Here is a 19,102-nt window from a genome sequence, read left to right as displayed (position 1 = left end):
GTTTTACTGCCCCCACACGATAGTTTCAAGAAATAGGACAGTCAAAATTAAGTCCTGTACAGCTTAATATTAAATGTGGCTTAAATACCCCTTTATTTCTTAGCCTTTTGGAGAGGAAATAAAATTTGTTGAGGAGCGTTTCAACCCCACACTTAATACCAAAATGGCCTTAAACACGCCTTATTTCTTAATCTTTTAGAGAGGAACGAAACTTTGTTGAGGAGCGGTTTCAACCGCAGACTTCATACCAAATCTGGCTTAAATACCCCCTTTATTTGTTAGTCTCCAAGAGAGGGGAAAAAGTTTGGGTACTATCAATTTCAACCGCTGAGTCAGAGCGCGGATTTCTAACCCGGATTCGGTATAAGTTCCTCACTACAAACCTAATTTACACCTTCGGCTGACCCTCTTGCTCATTCTCCTTCTCCTTCGGGACCGATTCATCATCACCTAGACCTACCCCTTCCTTGAAACTCCGCAGCGTTTTGCCCAAAGCATTTCCCAACTCAGGAATTTTCTTGGGGCCAAAAATTAGAATAGCGACTACCGCAATAATGCCCATTTCGGGCAATCCCAGACCAAACATACAAAATCTCCTGTAAAACTTGCTCGATCGTAAGTCAATCTACTGATATTGTTAAAGTATCTACCTTTTTTCCTGCATCCTGCAACAGTAGAATCAAGTTTTATTAAGCTATCCCCCGATAAATAGGAATGTTAGAAATATCCCAGCCTTCCCTCCGCGAACAACAGCACTACCTCATCCGCAATTTAGCAGACCGGATGGAAGCAGTATGGCACCGCTATCTAGACCTGGAACCCTACCACCTGCCCGCTGAGTTGGGATACGTAGAAGGGCGCTTGGAAGGAGAAAAACTGATCATTGAAAACCGCTGCTATCAAACGCCCCAGTTCCGCAAAATACACCTCGAACTCGCTAAAGTCGGGCCGGTACTTGACATACTGCACTGCGTGATGTTTCCCAGACCGAATTATGCTTTGCCGATGTTCGGTACGGATATAGTAGCAGGCAAAGGTCAAGTTAGCGCCGCGATCGCAGACCTTTCTCCCCTCAATCGAGAGCGAACTTTGTCGGAAACCTACCGAACTCAACTGGAAATTTTGCCGGTCAACCAATTTTCTTCTCCCCGCCAAATTCCAGAATGGGGGGATATTTTCTCAGAATTTTGTCTGTTTGTGCGGCCAGAGTCGATGGAAGAAGAAAACAGATTTCTGGACATAGTTGAATCCTACGTGGAAATTCACTGCCAACAGGCAGTCGCCTCTGAACCAGTCTCTGCGGCCGAAGAATCGAAAATTCTCGACGCTCATATTTACTACTGCAGCCAGCAGCAGCAAAACGACAAAACCCGCCGCGTACTCGAAAAAGCTTTCGGTCAAGATTGGGCCGAACATTACATGACTGAGGTGCTGTTTGATTTTCCTAAATAGCTGAAATTGGTTTACACTACTTCATAGTAGGTGGGCAAAACTTAATGAGGAAATCACCTACTTTATAAGTCATGGGAAAGGAATCACGGGTCAAGGATAAATCATTTTTAAAACCCCCAGGGCGAGGAGTTATCGGTTTAGCGATCGCTGCCACTATCATTACCACAGGAGTCGGTTTTTGGCAAGTATCTCAAATTAGAAAAGCCGAAGAGTTAAAGGCAGCGGCTGCAACGGCTGCTGCAACTCCCGTCGCCACCCGCACCAGCGTCACAGCTTTGGGTAGGTTGACTCCGCAGGGGGAAGTTATCAAATTGTCGGCTCCTTCGGCGTCGGAGGGAGCAAGAATTGAACTCTTGCAGGTGGAAGAGGGCGATCGAGTTATTCAAGGACAAATCATAGCAGTTCTCGATACGCGCGATCGGCTCCAAGCAATCCTCCAACAAGCCGACAAAGAAATCAAAGTCAAACAAGCAGAATTAGCGAAAATTCAAGCAGGCGCGAAAACCGGCGTTGTCGGCGCTCAAAAAGCAGAAGTTGCCAAGTTTGAAGCACAAGTGCAAAGAGAAACCGAAGGCGAATCAGCCAATATCGCCCGATTAGAAGCTCAACTGCGGAGAGAAACCGAAGCCGAACAAGCTAACGTCGCCAAATTCGAGGCCGCGCTGCAAAGAGAAACCGAAGCCGAACAAGCTAATCTTGCCAAATTTGAGGCACAACTAGAAAGAGAAACAGAGGTGCAGCAATCCAAATTGGCTAGGTTAGAAGCTCAATTGCGGGGCGAAATTGCCTCTCAAAACGCTACAGTCGATCGGCTAAAAGCCGAATTAACCAACGCCGAAGCCGAGGAACGACGCAATAAAGAACTCTCAGAAACAGGCGCAATTTCTGCTTCCGCCTACGACACCAAACGCTTAGCAGTAGATACGGCTCGCCACAAAGTCAAAGAAGCTCAAGCTGTATTAGAAAAAACAGTGCAAACACTGCAAGAGCAAATAGTCGAAACAAAAGCGACAGTCAAACAAACAGTAGAAACAGGCAAGCAGGAAATCAATCAATCCCGAGCCAATCTCCGACGCAAGTTAGAAACTGGCAGGCAGGAAATTAACCAAGCTAGAGCCACTTTAAATCAAAAGATAGAAACTGGTAGAGAACAAATCAATCAAGCCGAAGCAATACTCAAACAAAAAGCAGAAACCGGCCAAGAACAAATCAATCAAGCCAAAGCAAATCTCGACCAAATTGCCGAAGTCCGTCCCGAAGACGTGCAAGCCGCCCAAGCCGCCATTGAAAGTGCGATCGCCACTAAACAAAAAGCTCAAGTAGACTTAAACTTAAGTTACGTCAAAGCACCCGTATCCGGCTACATCCTCAAAGTTCACAGCCGACAAGGAGAAGGTGTCAACACTCAAGACGGCATCGTAGAACTAGGCGGCACCGATCAAATGTACGCCATAGCAGAAATTTACGAAACCGACATCGCCAAAGTGCGAAACGGTCAGCGCGCTACCGTCACCAGCCCGGTATTTGGAGGCACTTTGGAAGGCACAGTCGATCGCATCGGCAAACAAATCGGCAAAAAAGATGTCCTCAATACAGACCCCGCAGCCGACACCGATGCTAGAGTGGTCGAAGTAAGAATTCGGCTCGATCCCGAATCGAGCAAGAAAGTTGCAGCCCTAACAAACTTACAGGTTGAAGTTAAAATAAATATCTAAATTTTACGTTTACAGGACTTACGCATGGGGACTCAAGAAACCGGGTTTTTTTACCGAGATTAAGGGTTTGAATCAAATATAAGGGTAAAAAAAACCCGTTTCTCAACACCCGTGCTTAATTCCTAAAATTATTCAATCCCCAACCCAAAATCTCAAATCTAAAATCGGAGGATTATGGCAAAAATACCGCTAGCTTGGGCACAGTTAACCCGCGAAAAAATGCGCTTAGTAATCGCGCTAGCCGGCATTGGCTTCGCCGACTTGCTGATGTTTATACAGTTCGGATTTAGAGATGCACTATTTGAAAGTTCCGTCAGCTTTCATGCACAGCTAAAAGGCGATATTTTCATCACCAGCACCCAGTCAACGGCTTTAATAGCCATGAAAAGTTTTCCCCAGCGGCGTTTGTATCAAGCTTTGAGTTTTAATAGCGTTACAGGAATTAGCCCGGTATATTTAGGCTTTGGTTTGTGGAAAAATCCCGCCCCAGACAAAAGCAATACCCGCCAACTGATGGTAATCGGTTTTGACCCCAGTCATCCCATCTTTGAAATGCCGGAAGTCAAAGATAATTTAGACAAAATCAAACTTCCCGATGTTGTTTTATTCGATCGAGCCTCGCGCCCGGAGTTTGGTCCAGTAGCAGAATATTTTAACCAGGGAAAGCCTGTGGCAACTGAAATAGATAACCGCCGCGTTACTGTAGAGGGGTTATTTACTTTAGGAGCATCTTTCGGTGCTGATGGCAATATTATTACTAGCGATTTGAACTTTCTGCGGATTTTTCATAGTAGAAGAAGTAGAGGTTTAATTGATGTCGGAATTGTTCACTTGCAGCCGGGAACGGATGTCAAGGCTGTGATTGCAAAAATGAGGGCAAGTTTACCGCAAGACGTGACAATTGCTTCTCAAGAAGAGTTTGTAGCTTTTGAGAGAAAATATTGGGAAGAAAGCACGGCGATCGGATTTATTTTTACTCTCGGCGCGACAATGGGGTTTATCGTTGGAATCGTGATTGTCTATCAAATTCTCTATACTGATGTTAATGACCATTTGCCAGAATACGCTACGTTAAAGGCGATGGGATATAAAGACGGTTACTTTTTGAGTGTGGTTTTTCAAGAGGCTTTAATTTTGGCAATCCTTGGTTATCTGCCAGGACTTGGGATTTCTGTGGTGCTATACGGTTTAGCTAGAACTGCTACGAGTTTACCGATGTACATGAGTTTGGGAAAAGTTGTAACTGTGTTTACAATGACAGTTATCATGTGTTCTGTGTCGGGGGCGATCGCAGTTAGGAAGTTGCAGGCGGCTGACCCAGCAGATATTTTTTAAGGAAGGAAGAAGGAAGAAAGAAGAAAGAAAGAAGGAAGAAGGAAATACCAATTACCAATTATGAATTAACAGCTACAAATTACTAATGAATACTTTACCAGTTGTCTCAATTAAAAATCTCAATCATTCCTTTGGGGAAGGACAACTTCGCAAACAGACATTATTTGACATCAACCTCGAAATTTATCCGGGCGAAATCGTACTGATGACTGGACCTTCGGGATCTGGTAAAACAACATTGTTAACCTTGATTGGAGCTTTGCGATCGATCCAAGAAGGTAGTCTTAAAATTCTCGACCAAGAATTGCGGGGAACCGGGAAAAATAAATTAGTTAAAGTCCGGCGCGACATCGGCTATATTTTCCAAGCTCACAATTTGCTCAAATGCTTGACAGCTAGGCAAAACGTGCAAATGTCTTTAGAACTGCACAGCCATCTTTCTCGTCAAGAAACTAATGATAAAATAGAGGGAATGCTGGAAGCTGTAGGCTTGGGAGAAAGAATAGATTATTACCCGGACAGTCTTTCTGGCGGACAGAAACAAAGAGTTGCGATCGCCCGGGCATTAGTCAGCCAGCCGAAATTAGTATTAGCGGACGAACCCACAGCAGCCCTAGATAGTAAATCAGGTCGAGATGTGGTAGAAATTATGCGAGGTTTGGCCAAAGAACAGCACTGCACTATTTTGCTGGTCACCCACGACAACCGCATTTTAGACATAGCCGATCGCATTATTCACATGGAAGACGGCTACCTCGCACAAGATACATCAACAGCCGCTGCCACAGGCGTTCTTTCGGAAAAATAAAATTAATCAACCTAAACTTATTTGCGAGAACTGGGACGCTTTCCTCCTACCTTAGCAGGACTTTTTGTTGCACCTTTGGCTGAAGTTTTAGAACTACTTTTGCCGTTTTTTTGGCCTTTCGCTCCTGTCAACTGCCTCTCAAGGTCATTTGCAGGTCGGCCTGCAGGCGTTCTCGTAGTCCTAAAGGTAACATTCACCCCTTCATTCGACTGTTCCAGCACCAACATCGGCGTCGGCTTGGCTTTTTGATCCCACTCAATATGAACGATGCGACCTTGAATTGTCGGCTGCCAACTGTCGTGGTCGTCAGAAGGACTCAGATAAGTTTCCAAACAGTCAATAATTTGATTAATTGTCGCCGATGTTGCCTGAGTCGGCAGTTTCATCAGCTTAATTTGAATCCGAAACAGCACTCGTTTTTCTATTTTTACTGCGGGATCGCCAGTTTCGTATTCGATATCAAACATCGAATCCACTTGCCTGCCGGTGCCCGCCGACCCGTTTTTCTCTCCCACCGCACTCTGCGTCGGACGTAGGGCAATACTAATTTTGTCTTTGACTTTTTGCTTGATCTGGTTCACAATGCCAAAGTGAAAAACTTCTTCCGCCATCCGCATTCTCAGGTAGTCTAAATTAAAGTCTCGGGAGTGGATAAGGTCGGGATTCTTTTCCATTTTTGAGATTGTTTCCAGAGCCATTTTGTATTTTTTCTGGAGTTCTCGATTTCTAAACTCCTCAAATTTGAGCTTTTTGCTCAAATCGCCGAGTTTTAGCTTGGTAAACACCGCTAAACCGATAAGCAATAACAACAGTAATCCCGAGGCTCCCATGAAGAGTTGGTCTGAGGACGGATGTCCGGGTTTAGCCTGTTTAGGTTTGGGAGAGGCTACTGCCAACCTTGGTTCTACAAGGATTATTTGGGTTGACATGGGCTTTTAAAGGGTAAAATTTGACGCTATATTTATACAGGACTCCAGAGTAGAGCTGGTAGTGCAACTCGATCAACCAACATTGACATCATTCCACCATCATCTTGGTACAACTGGATTTCTGCAACTGGAGCACGCACCCTCTAATTAATACTTTATCTTTAATAGCAAGCAGGTTTCCGAAATCTCGGAAAATCCTGCGCTGGCAGTGGCAAAAAGAAATGGTGAATTGTCTGTAATATATTATACCAATAGAGCGAAAAAAAATGTTTGTTCGGCGGTCTCCGTTTCTAGCAAAATAAAAAGAAATACACATAAATTAATAGTAACTCTGGGAGCGAACAGCAGAAAACATCAAGGAGAACAGTCGATCGCCCGGACGATCGAGGCGCGGACGTTGGGAGGGTGCTAATTCCTACTGTGCGCTCGCTCCCGCCTTGCAAGCCCACCGGGCGGCTTGCTGTGAAAGTCGAGCTGTGGTGCGATCGAACAACGTCTCCTTAGCTAAGATTACAGCTAATACCACCCATATTCGATCGTGACTTACGAACCCCTACACCACAAATATCGCCCTCAGACATTTGCCGAATTAGTCGGTCAAGAGGCGATCGCCCAAACCCTCACCAGCGCCATCCTGCAAGAGCGCATAGCACCAGCATATCTATTCACCGGCCCCAGAGGCACCGGTAAAACCTCCAGTGCCAGAATTTTCGCCAAATCTCTCAACTGTATTTCTACGGTTGCCCCCACCCCGACACCCTGCGGCAAATGCAACGTTTGCCAAGAAATTGCCCGAGGTTCGACGCTAGATGTCATCGAAATTGACGCCGCCAGCAACACGGGAGTAGATAACATTCGGGATTTAATCGAACGATCTCAATTTTCTCCCGTACAGTGCCGCTATAAAGTATATGTAATAGACGAAGTTCATATGCTCAGTACCCAGGCATTTAATGCTTTATTAAAAACATTAGAAGAACCGCCAGACCGCGTTGTATTTGTCCTCGCAACAACCGACCCACAAAGAGTATTACCAACTATTATTTCTCGTTGCCAAAAGTTCGACTTCCGCCGCATCCCCCTCGAAGCAATGATTGCTCACTTGCACAAAATTGCCCAATTAGAAAATATCAATATTGCCAGTGATGCAGTACAAATGGTCGCTCAAATGGCCCAAGGAGGTCTGCGAGATGCCGAAAGTTTGCTAGACCAACTGAGCTTATTTCCCGGTCAAGTAACAGTCGAAAAAGTTTGGGATCTAGTCGGTGCAGTCCCTGAAAATGATTTAATGGATTTGCTGCAAGCTATTGATACAGATAACGCTACAGCATTAATAGACATGACCCGCCACCTCATGGATCGCGGTCGGGAACCGCTAATCGTGCTGCAAAGTCTCGCGAGCTTTTACCGAGATTTGCTAATAGCCAAAACTGCACCAAAGCGATCGGATTTAGTAGCTTTAACATCTGCAACTTGGGAAAAACTTTGCAATTTTGCCCGCGATTGGAATGCCGAGTTGATTTTGGCAGGTCAGAAACATTTGCAAACCCACGAAGTGCAAATTAAAAACACTACTCAGCCGCGTTTGTGGCTGGAAGTAACGCTGTTGGGATTGCTGCCCTCAGCAATTAGAACTCAGCAGCAACCGGCAGCCGAACCAGCGAAAAATGTTGCTCCATCACAAATTCACCCCCCCCAACCCCCCCTTAGCAAGGGTGAGAACCAGACATCTAATATTGAACAATCATCAGTTCCCAATTCGCAAAATCCTCCACCTCAGCCGCCGCCTGTGGCTAATCCAAAAGAAATCGCACCTCCTGCACAAATTCCCGCACCTGTACCAACTGCTGAAACGAATCAAACAAATTATTCACCGACTAATTCAGCCGATGAAATCGATTTAAATCGAGTGTGGGAACAGATACTTGACCGCGTGCGACCGCACGGCACTCAATCGCTGCTTCGCCAACACGGACAGCTAGTAATTTTTAGCAATAATACTGCTCATGTTAAGATTAGTTCGCAGCCGTTGCTCAATATGGTTAAAGACAAAGTAGCTAATATAGAAGAAGCTTTTGTGCAAGTTTTTAACCGTCGAGTAACAGTAAAAGTGGGCTTGACAAATCCCGGTGAAAGTAATAGTTCCCGCGCCAATAATTTGCCAAACTCTAACGGACGTGTTGGCGAAAATCCCAGAAATTCTAATCCTCCCAATAATGCGGGCCAACAGGTGCAGAACTCGGCAGGTTCTGAGATTACAGATGATTTTTTGGGGAATGGTGGAGAAGAACAAAAACACCCGCCAGCGCCTGAAAATACTGCGGTTAATGTGCCGGCAATTTCTGAATCGCGATCGCCCGCAAACGCCTCTACAGACTCTCAAAATGACTCTAACGCTCAGGCTGTAGCGGTGCGTGATGACGCGCGAGATGTCGCAAATTCGGCTAGGAAGTTGGCTGATATATTTGACGGGGAAGTAGTCGATTTATCTGATGACTTGGAGATTTGGGAGTCGGAAACTTTTAGATTGGAATCTGAACCGGATTTTTCTGAGTTATCTTCTGAGTTAAATGAGGATGATTTTATAGATTGGTAAATCTATGCTTGCGGCAGCGAAATGTGCAAAATTTCCCCGATCGCACAAAATCCAGCGCGGGTGTAAACTCGGAATTCCTCCTCGTGTCCCGGCATCAGAAACGCCACCGCAACACCCGCCTCGAAAGCCTCTCGCAGCAGCCGGGCCGTCAAGGCCCCTGCTATGCCCCGCCGGCGAAAAGGGACGCGCACGCCGATACCGGCGATTTCTGTCGTCTGATTTGCCGGCACAGTAAACATTCCAGCCCCCGCAGGTTCGCCCGTTGCTGCTACGCGGGCGAGTACCGCGATGCTGCCTGCTGCCAGACTTTTCCGAAGACTGTCAACGTCTTCAGGGCTTGGTGCAGCCTCTGTGAAAGCCTCGTGTTGCACCGCGGCTGTACCGAGGAGCTCGGCTTCGGAAACTGGCACAATTAGTTCGATGTCTGGGGGGAGGGGAAGCAATTTCTCGGAACCGGGAGTGCAAGTCATCAGCGGCAAGCGTCCCTCAACGGTGAAACCGGCGGATATCAGGGTTTCTTCGACAGCAGGCGCTAGTTTCGCGACATACTCCAAACGCGGCTTTCGCCCGCGCACAGAGTACGCAGCGATTAGGGCGTTGACATCAGCGAGCGAGGGTGCGGCGTCGTCGTCGGGAATCGCATAGTTGAGATAAGGGTTGGCGCTGTGGCGACTGAAGGTAGCGAGGAACGGCCCGATCAGCTCGGTGTCGCGCTGCTGGCTCGCCGCAAAGCGCAGGTATGATTGAATGCGAGATTCCATAAGTGGCTGTGCTGAAAACCTTGCTCTTAAGCTGACTCTGGCTTGGGCAGCGAAGACGGAAGTACCAACAACTCGGCGGTCGATCGCTTCTCGACCATTTCCTTAGTAATCGTACACCGGGCAACATCCTTGCGCGACGGCAACTCGTACATCACATCCAACATCAATTCTTCGACAATTCCCCGCAGCGCCCGCGCTCCAGTTTTGCGGCGGTATGCCTCCTGGGCGATCGCCCGAATCGCATCCGGCTTAAAGTCCAACTGCACATTATCCATCTTCAGCAGCTTTTGATACTGCTTAACCAAAGCATTGCGCGGCTCAGTCAAAATCGCCATCAGCGTTTCCTCATCCAGCGGCTCTAACACCGCCGCCACCGGCACCCGCCCAATAAACTCAGGAATCATCCCAAACTTCACCAAATCATCCGGTTCCAGTTGCTTGAGTACATCAGCAGCCCGCTTTTCCTTCGGCTGAGCTTCTCCGGGCTGAATAAAACCCATTGACTTTTTACCCGTTCTCTGCTCTATCACTTTCTCTAGACCGACAAAAGCGCCGCCGCAAATAAACATGATATTGCTGGTATCAATTTGGATGCAGTCTTGATAGGGATGCTTGCGGCCGCCTTGGGGAGGTACATTGGCGATCGTCCCCTCCAGCATTTTCAGCAGCGCCTGCTGCACGCCTTCCCCAGACACATCCCGCGTAATCGAAGGGTTTTCGCTCTTGCGGGCTATTTTGTCAATTTCATCAATATAAATAATTCCGCGCTGCGCCTCTTCCACGTCCATATCTGCCACTTGCAGCAGCCGCAGCAAAATATTTTCCACATCTTCCCCGACATAGCCCGCTTCCGTCAGCGTCGTCGCGTCAGCCACCGCAAACGGCACGTCTAGCATATCCGCCAAAGTCTGAGCCAGCAGAGTTTTGCCGCAACCCGTCGGCCCAATTAACAAAATATTCGATTTTTGCAGTTCTACTTCTTCCGGCGGGTGCTTGCCGCTATTTTTTGCATGGATAAAGCTCAGGCGCTTGTAGTGGTTGTAAACTGCCACCGAGAGCACCTTTTTCGCCTCATCTTGCCCGATCGCGTTTTCGTCGAGGTAATTTTTAATTTCCCTCGGCTTCGGAATTTGGCTCATCGACATACTTTTGCCCGAAGTAGCGCGGCGCTTTTGCGTCGTTTCCTGCTTCGGGGCCACCGCTGCAGCAGGCACTGCACTCGAATCAAACAACTCCTCATCTAAAATTTCATTGCACAAGTCCACGCATTCGTCGCAGATATACACCCCGGGCCCTGCGATCAACTTGCGTACTTGCTCTTGAGACTTGCCACAAAACGAACATTTTAGATGGGAGTCGTACTTAGACATAACAGCCTCTTAATTCAGTGCAGTGACATTCTCTCCCGCCGCCGGAAGGTTTTCCTTTTCGATAACTCGATCGACCAAACCGTAATTTTTGGCTTCCTCGGCTGACATAAAAAAGTCGCGCTCTGTATCAGCCTCTAATTTGTCGATCGGTTGGCCTGTGTGGTGCGCTAGCAGTTGATTCAGCTTACGCTTATGATAAAGGATTTCTTTGGCTTGAATCTCAATATCAACTGCTTGACCTTGAGCGCCTCCAAGCGGCTGGTGAATCATAATCCGGGAACTCGGAAGAGACATCCGCTTACCGTGGGCTCCTGCTGTCAGTAGAAATGCGCCCATACTCGCTGCCAAACCGTAACAAATCGTCACCACATCCGGGCGGATTTGCTGCATTGTGTCATAAATTGCCATGCCGGCCGTCACCGAGCCGCCGGGGGAATTAATGTACATTTGGACATCTTTTTCTGGGTCTTCGGCATCTAGATACAATAGCTGAGCCACTATTGAGTCAGCAACTTCGTCGGTTACGGGAGTTCCTAAAAACACAATTCGCTCCCGCAGCAAGCGCGAGTAAATGTCAAAAGCCCGCTCGCCCATCCCCGACTGTTCTAGTACCATCGGCACTACATTGCTGGGGCTGGAACTGACATCAAAATCGTTATAGCTTGTAATTAGGTAATTGGAAGATTGAGATACAACCATAAGACACCAGTCAAGGATTCTAGACAATTTGCTGCTGCTGATGAAAGCTTTAAATTAAGCCGCCAGCTTTTAACTATTATGCCTCTTCTGAACGGATATCGGGGAAATGCGGAGTTTTGAGTACGTGAGATTGCTTTTTGCGCTTTGCACAACGCTGGCGGCGTGAATGAGTTAAAACACTTACTTGTAAATCATTGCTGCTTCTAGTAGACACCCGCAGCTTGCAGTAAGCTGCGGGTGCGCGGTTAAAACCACGGTTGATTCCATGCCCCCAATTAGGACATTTGAACACATTAAGTTTTATTCTTCGCCTACAACTTCCACTTCGACGCTTGTGGCTGCTTCTTCTTCTGAAACTTCAGCGTCTGATTCTTCTGATTCTTCTGCTGCGGGATTCAGAGAGCCTTCAGGGACGAGTTCGATTGTCCCTTTTTCTTCCAACCATTTCAGGGTTTTTTGTTTGAGCAAGTCTTCCCTTACAAATTCCTGCAACCTTTGGGGATCAAAATCTCCTTTGGGAAACTGCTTTCTGACTTTTGCTACTTCTGCTGCTACTTCTGCGTCTTCCACAGATAAGGATTCCAGCTTGGCTACTTCTGCCAGAGCTAGAGTCTGCTTGAGCCGATCGACTGCTTCCGGACGCGAGCGTTCCCGCATCGGGCCCATATTTTCTTCCGTAAACAGTTGGTTGATATCTATGCCGTAATTTTTCAATTGGACGGCTTGTTGATTCAACAAATAATCGATTTCGCGATCGACCATTGTTTCGGGAATTTCCACTTCTATTAGCTGCACGAGTGCTGCAGATATAGCTTTTTCCTTATTAGCTGATGTCTTGTTTTCTTGCTCTGCTTTAAACCGAGTTTCGAGGGATGCGCGGAGTTCTGCTAAAGTTTCAAACTCGCTGACTTCTTGGGCGAAGTCGTCGTCCAACTCCGGCAATTCTTTTTCCTTAAGTTCTTTGAGGGTAATCGTAAAGACTGCTGGTTTTCCCGCTAATTCTTCACTGCTATACTCATCAGGGAACTCCACGGAAACTTCTCTGGTTTCTCCCGGATTCATCCCGATCATGCCTTGGATAAAGCCCGGTACAAACTGATTTTCCGACAATTCTACTTGAAAGTCTTCTGCTTGACCGCCGGGAATTTCTGCGGGAGTTTCGCCTTCGGGTGCTTCCGCAAATCTACCGGAGAAATCTACCAAAGCGGTGTCTCCCAACTGAGCCGGCCGGCCTTCTACGGGGATTAAAGCAGCTTTGTCCGATCGATATTTTGCCAGTACCTCATCTACCTGAGCCTCATCATACTTAGCTTCTTCTGCTTGAAGCTGCAAACCTGTGTACTGACCCAATTTCACTTCGGGTTCTACGTCAACCTTAGCCGAAAAAATCAGAGGCTGTTCTGGATCGAACTTAGCTAGTAATTCTTCAAACTCGGTGCGCAGTTCAAAACTGCCAATTGCCGGAATTTTTTCTTGTTCGAGGGCTTTTTGCAGCGACTCATTAATCAAATTTTCCAAAGCAGTCGCCTTCAAGCGAGTCTGACCCAGGCGCTGTAGCAAAACTTGACGGGGAACTTTGCCTTTGCGGAACCCAGGAATATTGACCTCGCGAGCGAATTGTTTAATTACTTGCTCGTAAGCTTGTTTTGACTTTTCTGACGGTACTTCGATTTCCAGACCAATTTGGCTAGCTGGAAGTTTTTCCTGGGTTACTTTCATCGGCTTTTTTGATATTTAACAATAGTGTAATAAAATACATACAAATCTGACTTTGCCTGCATTTTAAGTTTGTACGCTTTGATTTGTAGCGGCACAACTACAAACACCTTTACCGGATGAGACTGTAAGTCGTAACCGGCTACTTTTTTGGCTTTTGCCAAATAGTTTTAGTGTGAGGATACTAGCTTTTGCTGCTAGGAAAGTGGAGGTTAAGTCCACTAATCGCCGATGAACCATAGCACATATCGCCCTTAGATGTCAATGTTTTGGGCCGCCCGTCAATGTCAACGGATGCGCCTGCTGGCAGAACGATGCGGATTGGCGCGGGGCGATCCTCTTCGAGGGATTCGCTAACGGCAAAAGATGCTAAACTGGCATTGGGTTACAATCGCACGGATCGATCGGGATGTTCGATCGCCCGTTTCGGTTAACTGCACCATTGCCATCCTCTCATGCTCCTGATGTCGCATAACATTAATTAAGTTTGATATTGAGAATTGCAGTTATTTAAATTTTTGATTTCGATCGTTTAGAGTATAATTTTTGGAGGAAAGTAATTTGTCTCAATCCTATCGAGTTGCCATTTTAGGAGCCACCGGCGCAGTCGGGGCCGAGTTGCTAGAACTCTTGCACAGCCGGAGTTTTCCGATTTCTAACTTGAAGCTGCTGGCTTCGGAACGTTCAGCAGGAACTACATTGCCTTTTGGCGGCGAGATGCTGCCGGTCGAAGCAGTTTCGGCGCGATCGTTTGATAATTTAGATCTGGTGCTCGCCTCTGCCGGCGGCTCTACTTCTAAACTATGGGCTCCGCAAGCGGTGGCAGCCGGAGCAGTGGTCATTGACAATTCTAGCGCTTTCCGCATGGATGCGACCGTACCGCTAGTGGTTCCCGAAGTCAATCCCCAAGCGGCGGCAGCTCACCGAGGTATAATTGCTAATCCCAACTGCACGACGATTTTGATGGCAGTTGCCGTTTGGCCGCTTCACAAAGTTAAGCCGGTACAGCGCATAGTGGTAGCGACTTACCAGTCTGCCAGCGGGGCAGGGGCGAGGGCAATGGAGGAAATGAAAGCTCAAGCAAGAGCAATTTTGCAGGGGGAAATGCCCAAAACAGATATATTTCCCTACCCATTAGCATTTAACTTGTTTCCGCACAACACCCCGATTAACGATTTGGGGTATTGTGAAGAAGAAATGAAAATGGTAAACGAAACTCGGAAGATATTTGGTACGGACGAGATTAAAATTACGGCAACTTGCGTGCGGGTTCCCGTACTCCGCGCTCATTCGGAAGCGATTAATCTAGAGTTTGCAGAGCCTTTTAGCCCGATCGAGGCCAAGGAAATCTTACAGCAGGCAAGCGGGGTTAAGGTGGTAGAAGACTGGCAAGCTAATTATTTCCCGATGCCTGCAGACGCCAGCGGTAAGGATGAGGTGTTAGTCGGCAGGATTCGCCAAGATATTTCTCACCCCTGCGGGTTGGAGATGTGGCTGTCTGGCGATCAAATCCGCAAAGGGGCGGCTTTAAATGCGGTGCAGATAGCTGAGTTGCTGGCCCAAAAAGATTTGTTGCGCACCCCAGTGGCGGCGGCTTCTAATTAGGGGGAACCCTCGCAACTTGAAAATTGAAATGGGGGATTTTAGATAAACCTTTCATCTGAAATCAAAAATTTAAAATCAAAAATCAACAGTCTAAAATCGGAGAAAGTGTGGTAAAGTTTGGACGGGTTCTGACTGCAATGATTACGCCGTTTAAGGAAGACGGCAGCGTTAACTATGCGGTAGCAGAACAACTGGCAGTTCATTTAGCCGATCGCGGTACGGATAGCTTGGTAGTGTGCGGAACTACGGGCGAGTCTCCCACTATGACCTGGGATGAAGAGTACGAATTATTTCAGGTGGTACAAAAGGCGGTGGCCGGTAAGGCATTGGTAATCGCAGGAGCGGGATCGAATTCTACTTCAGAAGCAGTCGCAGCTACCCAAAAAGCAGCTAAACTCGGGTTAGACGGCTGTTTGCAGGTGGTTCCTTATTACAACAAGCCGCCGCAAGAAGGTTTGTACAATCATTTTCGGGCGATCGCGCAATCTGCTCCAGAATTCCCTATAATGTTATATAACATCCCCGGTCGCACCGGTCAGAATATGTTGCCGGAGACGGTTGCTAGATTGGCAGAAATCCCCAATATTGTGGCCGTAAAAGAAGCAAGTGGCAACTTGGATCAAGCAAGTCAAATTCGGTGCTTGACATCCCCTGAATTTGCCATCTATTCTGGAGATGATTCCCTAACTTTGCCGATGTTGGCGGTAGGAGGATCTGGTGTAGTTAGCGTAGCCAGCCATCTGGTAGGAGAGCAACTGCAACAGATGATCGAAGCTTTCGAGAGCGGTCAAGTTCAAGTCGCTACCCAGATTCACTTGCAACTTTTTGACCTGTTTAAAGCTCTTTTTCTCACCACAAATCCCATTCTCGTCAAGACAGCTCTTAAACTTCAAGGCTGGGATGTAGGTTCCACCCGTCTGCCCCTGTGCGATCCGCCCGTTGAGATGACTCAAAAGTTAAAGGACGTACTGAGCCAGCTAGCCGCAGTATCAGCTATCTAGACAGGCGAGAACGAGTTTTCAGACAACTGAATATTGGTTGCGATCGGTCATTAGTTGTTAGTCATCCGTCCTTAGTAATTAATTGTTAGTAATTAGCTAACAGTCAAAAATTAAAGACAGAGGATTAAAGACTGAAGGCAAAAGACAACTGAATGTAGGGGATAGTAAAACCCCCAGGGAAGTTTTCCATAAATATTTGGAAAAATATTGCCCTACCAACGAACAGCAGACGACAGACGACAGACGACAGACAACAGACAACAGACAAATAACAAAATAACTAACAAAGGATACGCATGATCAAAAATACAACTGCATCTGCTCTAAAAGTGATTCCCCTCGGCGGGCTGCACGAAATCGGTAAAAACACTTGTGTGTTCGAGTACGGCGACGAAATAATTCTTTTAGATGCAGGTTTAGCGTTCCCGACAGATGGAATGCACGGTGTAAATATTGTCCTCCCAGACATGACTTACCTGCGGGAAAACAGCCACAAAATTAAAGGTATGATCGTCACTCACGGTCACGAAGACCACATTGGCGGCATCCCCTATCACCTGAAACAATTTGAAATTCCGGTGATTTACGGGCCGCGTTTGGCGATGGCTTTGCTAGCCGGAAAATTGGAAGAAGCGGGAGTGTCTCACCGCACCGAATTGAGGACAGTTAGACCCCGCGACACGGTAAGAATTGGCAAGCATTTTTTAGTCGAATACATTCGCAACACTCACTCGATGGCCGACAGTTTCACGGTAGCAATTCACACTCCAGTGGGAATTTTGATTCACACCGGAGACTTTAAAATTGACCACACTCCTGTGGACGGCGAACATTTTGACTTGCAGAAACTGGCGGAGTACGGCGAAAAAGGCGTGCTGTGCTTGATCAGCGATTCTACTAACTCGGAAGTTCCAGGTTTTACTGCTTCAGAACGTTCTGTTGCTCCGAATTTAGACAGAATTATCGCTCAAGCAACGGGACGGGTAATGATCACGACTTTTGCTTCGTCGGTACACCGTTTGCAAATTGTTTTAGAATTGGCTAAGAAAAACAATCGGTATGTAGGAGTAGTTGGTCGATCGATGCTTAACGTCATCGCTCACTGCCGCAATCTCGGCTACATCAAATGCGAAGATAGTCTTTTCAAACCTCTGAAAGAAATCCGCAATTTACCCGATGACAAGGTTCTGATTTTAACCACAGGTTCCCAAGGCGAACCGATGGCGGCGATGACTCGCATTGCTAACGGCGAACATCACGAACTGAAAATCAGAAAGGGCGATACAGTCATTTTCTCGGCTAATCCAATTCCGGGAAATACGATCGCAGTGGTAAACACGATCGATAAACTGATGATGCTGGGAGCAAACGTGGTTTACGGCCGCGACAAAGGCATTCACGTTTCGGGTCACGGCTGTCAGGAAGACCAAAAGTTAATGATTAACATGACTCGTCCCAAGTTCTTCTTGCCAGTGCACGGGGAACACCGGATGCTGATCCAGCACTCCAAGACGGCTCAAAGCATGGGCATTCCCGCTAGCAATATGGTGATTATTGATAACGGCGATGTCGTAGAATTAACAGAAAATTCCATGCAAGTGGGCGGTAAAGTGCCTTCAGGAATTGAATTGGTAGATTCTTCTCGATCGGGCGTTGTCAAAGCGAACGTCCTCAAGGAACGCCAGCAGTTGGCCGGAGATGGCGTTGTAACTGTAGCGGCGGCTTTGAATTGGGAAGGCAAATTAGTTGCTAAGCCGGAAGTACACTTGAAAGGTGTAGTGACATCAGCCGATCGCGCGGAGGTGATCGGATTAATCACTCAAACCATTGAAACAGTTTTGAGCGATCGCTGGTCAGAATTTGTAAAACCTGCTGCTTCAGACTCACAAGTTGATGTTGACTGGGTAGGAGTTCAAACGCAAATAGAAAAGGCTATTCAGCGAGTGATGCGCCGGGAACTTCAAAGCAATCCCTTGCTGGTATTCCTGATGCAAATTCCTGAAGAAGCGTCCTTTGTGCGATCGGAAAAGGCAGAAGTATCTCCGGGTTCCCTGGAAGCACCTAAGCTATTATCATCGCCATCATCGCCATCATCGCCATCATCGCCATCCTTGCCATCTCCTGCCAATCAGGTGACGGGCCGGCGCCGTCCCCGGACTGCTGCAAGGGCAGCTTCCTAGTGCGATAATTCCCTAACGCACTGCGCAAAGAAATAAGTTTTAGATTTGTAGTTGGGCTTGGGCGCCCAAGCGCAACTACAAACCTAGATTTGGTTTTATAAGTAAGTAGCTGCACCTAAAAAACGTCAGCATAGATCGACGTAAGTCCTGAGATTTATCTCGGTAAGACGTTCAAACTTGTCAAGATTGAAGAACTCCGACTCGATGTATTTCAGGAAGCAGTCTTATATAAAGCCCCCAATCGCTACAAGTTTTTGGAAAGCCCGCAGAAAAAAGCCGGTGGCTTTTTGGGTTTTTGGGATTACTTTTACTGCTTTGTTTGGGCAGGGTTTACTCTTGGAGAATCTTTCACAAACCGTTTTAGCGGAATTAAAACGTGATGAGAGCTACTTACCAAATCCCGGATTTAGTATAATTCCTTCGGTTAGCGAGGGAGTTGTTTTTTAACCGTAAATAAACACAAGTGAACGCAGATAGTTATTTAAATCTATCTGCGTTCACTTGCGTTTATTTTAAAACTAATCAGCCACCAGCAACCGCTGGAACAATGCTAACTTCATCGCCATCTTGGAGGGCTGTTTTTGAGCCATCCAAAAAGCGGATGTCTTCGCTGTTGACGTAGAAGTTGAGAAATCTGCGGGGTTCTCCTTTTTCGTCGCACAGGCTTTTTTTGATGCCGGGACAATTGGTTTCCAGCGATTCAATCAGTTCGGAAATGTTGTCGCCCCCGCATTCGATGGTGGCTTGATTGTTGGTGAATTTTTGCAGGGGAGTGGGAATTAAAACTTTGACAGTCATTTTTTTAGTCCTTAGCCAGTAGTCATGAGTTATTAGTTATTAGTCCTCAGTCATTAGTTCTCAGCGATCGGTCAGTTGTCATCAGTCAAAAGCTTAACAACTAATGACTAATGACTGCCGACTACTGACTAATAGCT

General features: G+C 46.9%; 17 protein-coding genes. 9 read left to right on the top strand and 8 right to left on the bottom strand.

Annotated features, from left to right (window positions below):
- Positions 1 to 388: 388 nt before the first annotated feature.
- Positions 389 to 586, bottom strand: coding sequence for a twin-arginine translocase TatA/TatE family subunit (gene tatA / locus QUA20_RS13905; RefSeq protein WP_333189399.1), 198 nt, complete (start codon positions 584 to 586; stop codon positions 389 to 391).
- 128 nt (positions 587 to 714) lie between these two features.
- Between tatA and QUA20_RS13900 the strand changes: the two genes are divergently transcribed.
- From QUA20_RS13900 to QUA20_RS13885, 4 genes are all read left to right on the top strand, one after another.
- Positions 715 to 1,452, top strand: coding sequence for a phycocyanobilin:ferredoxin oxidoreductase (locus QUA20_RS13900; protein WP_172188005.1), 738 nt, complete (start codon positions 715 to 717; stop codon positions 1,450 to 1,452).
- Positions 1,453 to 1,523: 71 nt separating this feature from the next.
- The gene (locus QUA20_RS13895) at positions 1,524 to 3,167 is read left to right on the top strand and encodes an HlyD family efflux transporter periplasmic adaptor subunit (RefSeq protein ID WP_333189397.1); all 1,644 of its coding nucleotides are present in this window, start codon (positions 1,524 to 1,526) and stop codon (positions 3,165 to 3,167) included.
- 174 nt (positions 3,168 to 3,341) lie between these two features.
- A complete protein-coding gene (gene devC / locus QUA20_RS13890; protein WP_333189396.1) occupies positions 3,342 to 4,502 on the top strand; it encodes an ABC transporter permease DevC in 1,161 nt (386 codons plus the stop codon).
- An 85-nt stretch (positions 4,503 to 4,587) separates the two neighbouring features.
- Positions 4,588 to 5,310 carry a DevA family ABC transporter ATP-binding protein gene (locus QUA20_RS13885; RefSeq protein WP_333189395.1) on the top strand — a complete coding sequence of 241 codons (723 nt, stop codon included), beginning with the start codon at positions 4,588 to 4,590 and terminating at the stop codon, positions 5,308 to 5,310.
- Between the two features lie 17 nt (positions 5,311 to 5,327).
- Here QUA20_RS13885 and QUA20_RS13880 read toward each other — a convergent pair whose 3' ends face one another.
- Positions 5,328 to 6,239: a hypothetical protein gene (locus tag QUA20_RS13880; RefSeq protein ID WP_333189393.1), complete on the bottom strand. Its 912-nt coding sequence runs from the start codon at positions 6,237 to 6,239 to the stop codon at positions 5,328 to 5,330.
- 538 nt (positions 6,240 to 6,777) lie between these two features.
- On the opposite strand from QUA20_RS13880, the gene QUA20_RS13875 reads away from it, so the two are divergent.
- Positions 6,778 to 8,835, top strand: a complete 2,058-nt coding sequence (locus QUA20_RS13875; protein ID WP_333189391.1) for a DNA polymerase III subunit gamma/tau — start codon at positions 6,778 to 6,780, stop codon at positions 8,833 to 8,835.
- 2 nt (positions 8,836 to 8,837) lie between these two features.
- Here the strand turns inward: QUA20_RS13875 and QUA20_RS13870 are convergent, their stop codons facing one another.
- The 5 genes from QUA20_RS13870 to QUA20_RS13850 form a co-directional block, all read right to left on the bottom strand.
- Complete coding sequence (locus QUA20_RS13870) at positions 8,838 to 9,596, bottom strand: GNAT family N-acetyltransferase (RefSeq protein WP_333189389.1); 759 nt, start codon at positions 9,594 to 9,596, stop codon at positions 8,838 to 8,840.
- A 26-nt stretch (positions 9,597 to 9,622) separates the two neighbouring features.
- Positions 9,623 to 10,966 (bottom strand): ATP-dependent protease ATP-binding subunit ClpX, encoded by a 1,344-nt coding sequence (gene clpX / locus QUA20_RS13865; protein ID WP_333045252.1) that lies wholly within the window; start codon positions 10,964 to 10,966, stop codon positions 9,623 to 9,625.
- A gap of 9 nt (positions 10,967 to 10,975) precedes the next feature.
- On the bottom strand, positions 10,976 to 11,665 hold the full coding sequence (gene clpP, locus QUA20_RS13860; RefSeq protein WP_278187177.1) for an ATP-dependent Clp endopeptidase proteolytic subunit ClpP: 690 nt from the start codon (positions 11,663 to 11,665) through the stop codon (positions 10,976 to 10,978).
- 300 nt (positions 11,666 to 11,965) lie between these two features.
- Positions 11,966 to 13,384 (bottom strand): trigger factor, encoded by a 1,419-nt coding sequence (tig, locus tag QUA20_RS13855; RefSeq protein ID WP_333189386.1) that lies wholly within the window; start codon positions 13,382 to 13,384, stop codon positions 11,966 to 11,968.
- Positions 13,381 to 13,545 carry a hypothetical protein gene (locus tag QUA20_RS13850; protein WP_333189385.1) on the bottom strand — a complete coding sequence of 55 codons (165 nt, stop codon included), beginning with the start codon at positions 13,543 to 13,545 and terminating at the stop codon, positions 13,381 to 13,383. Before QUA20_RS13850 ends, tig begins: the two co-directional genes overlap by 4 nt.
- A 120-nt stretch (positions 13,546 to 13,665) precedes the next feature.
- On the opposite strand from QUA20_RS13850, the gene QUA20_RS13845 reads away from it, so the two are divergent.
- The 4 genes from QUA20_RS13845 to QUA20_RS13830 all read left to right on the top strand — a co-directional run bounded on the left by QUA20_RS13845 (position 13,666) and on the right by QUA20_RS13830 (position 18,167).
- Entirely contained in the window at positions 13,666 to 13,815 is a 150-nt protein-coding gene (locus QUA20_RS13845) for a hypothetical protein (RefSeq protein ID WP_333189383.1), read from the top strand.
- Positions 13,816 to 13,942: 127 nt separating this feature from the next.
- Entirely contained in the window at positions 13,943 to 14,986 is a 1,044-nt protein-coding gene (locus QUA20_RS13840) for an aspartate-semialdehyde dehydrogenase (protein WP_333189381.1), read from the top strand.
- 107 nt (positions 14,987 to 15,093) lie between these two features.
- On the top strand, positions 15,094 to 15,987 hold the full coding sequence (dapA, locus tag QUA20_RS13835) for a 4-hydroxy-tetrahydrodipicolinate synthase (RefSeq protein ID WP_333189380.1): 894 nt from the start codon (positions 15,094 to 15,096) through the stop codon (positions 15,985 to 15,987).
- Between the two features lie 296 nt (positions 15,988 to 16,283).
- Positions 16,284 to 18,167, top strand: coding sequence for a ribonuclease J (locus QUA20_RS13830; RefSeq protein ID WP_333189379.1), 1,884 nt, complete (start codon positions 16,284 to 16,286; stop codon positions 18,165 to 18,167).
- A gap of 522 nt (positions 18,168 to 18,689) precedes the next feature.
- Here the strand turns inward: QUA20_RS13830 and QUA20_RS13825 are convergent.
- Positions 18,690 to 18,965, bottom strand: coding sequence for a MoaD/ThiS family protein (locus QUA20_RS13825; protein ID WP_172188035.1), 276 nt, complete (start codon positions 18,963 to 18,965; stop codon positions 18,690 to 18,692).
- Between the last annotated feature and the right edge of the window lie 137 nt (positions 18,966 to 19,102).

This window comes from Microcoleus sp. Pol7_A1 (assembly GCF_036701085.1).
Taxonomy (GTDB): Bacteria; Cyanobacteriota; Cyanobacteriia; order Cyanobacteriales; family Microcoleaceae; genus Microcoleus; species Microcoleus asticus.
This window is presented reverse-complemented; position numbering and strand designations above follow the sequence as displayed.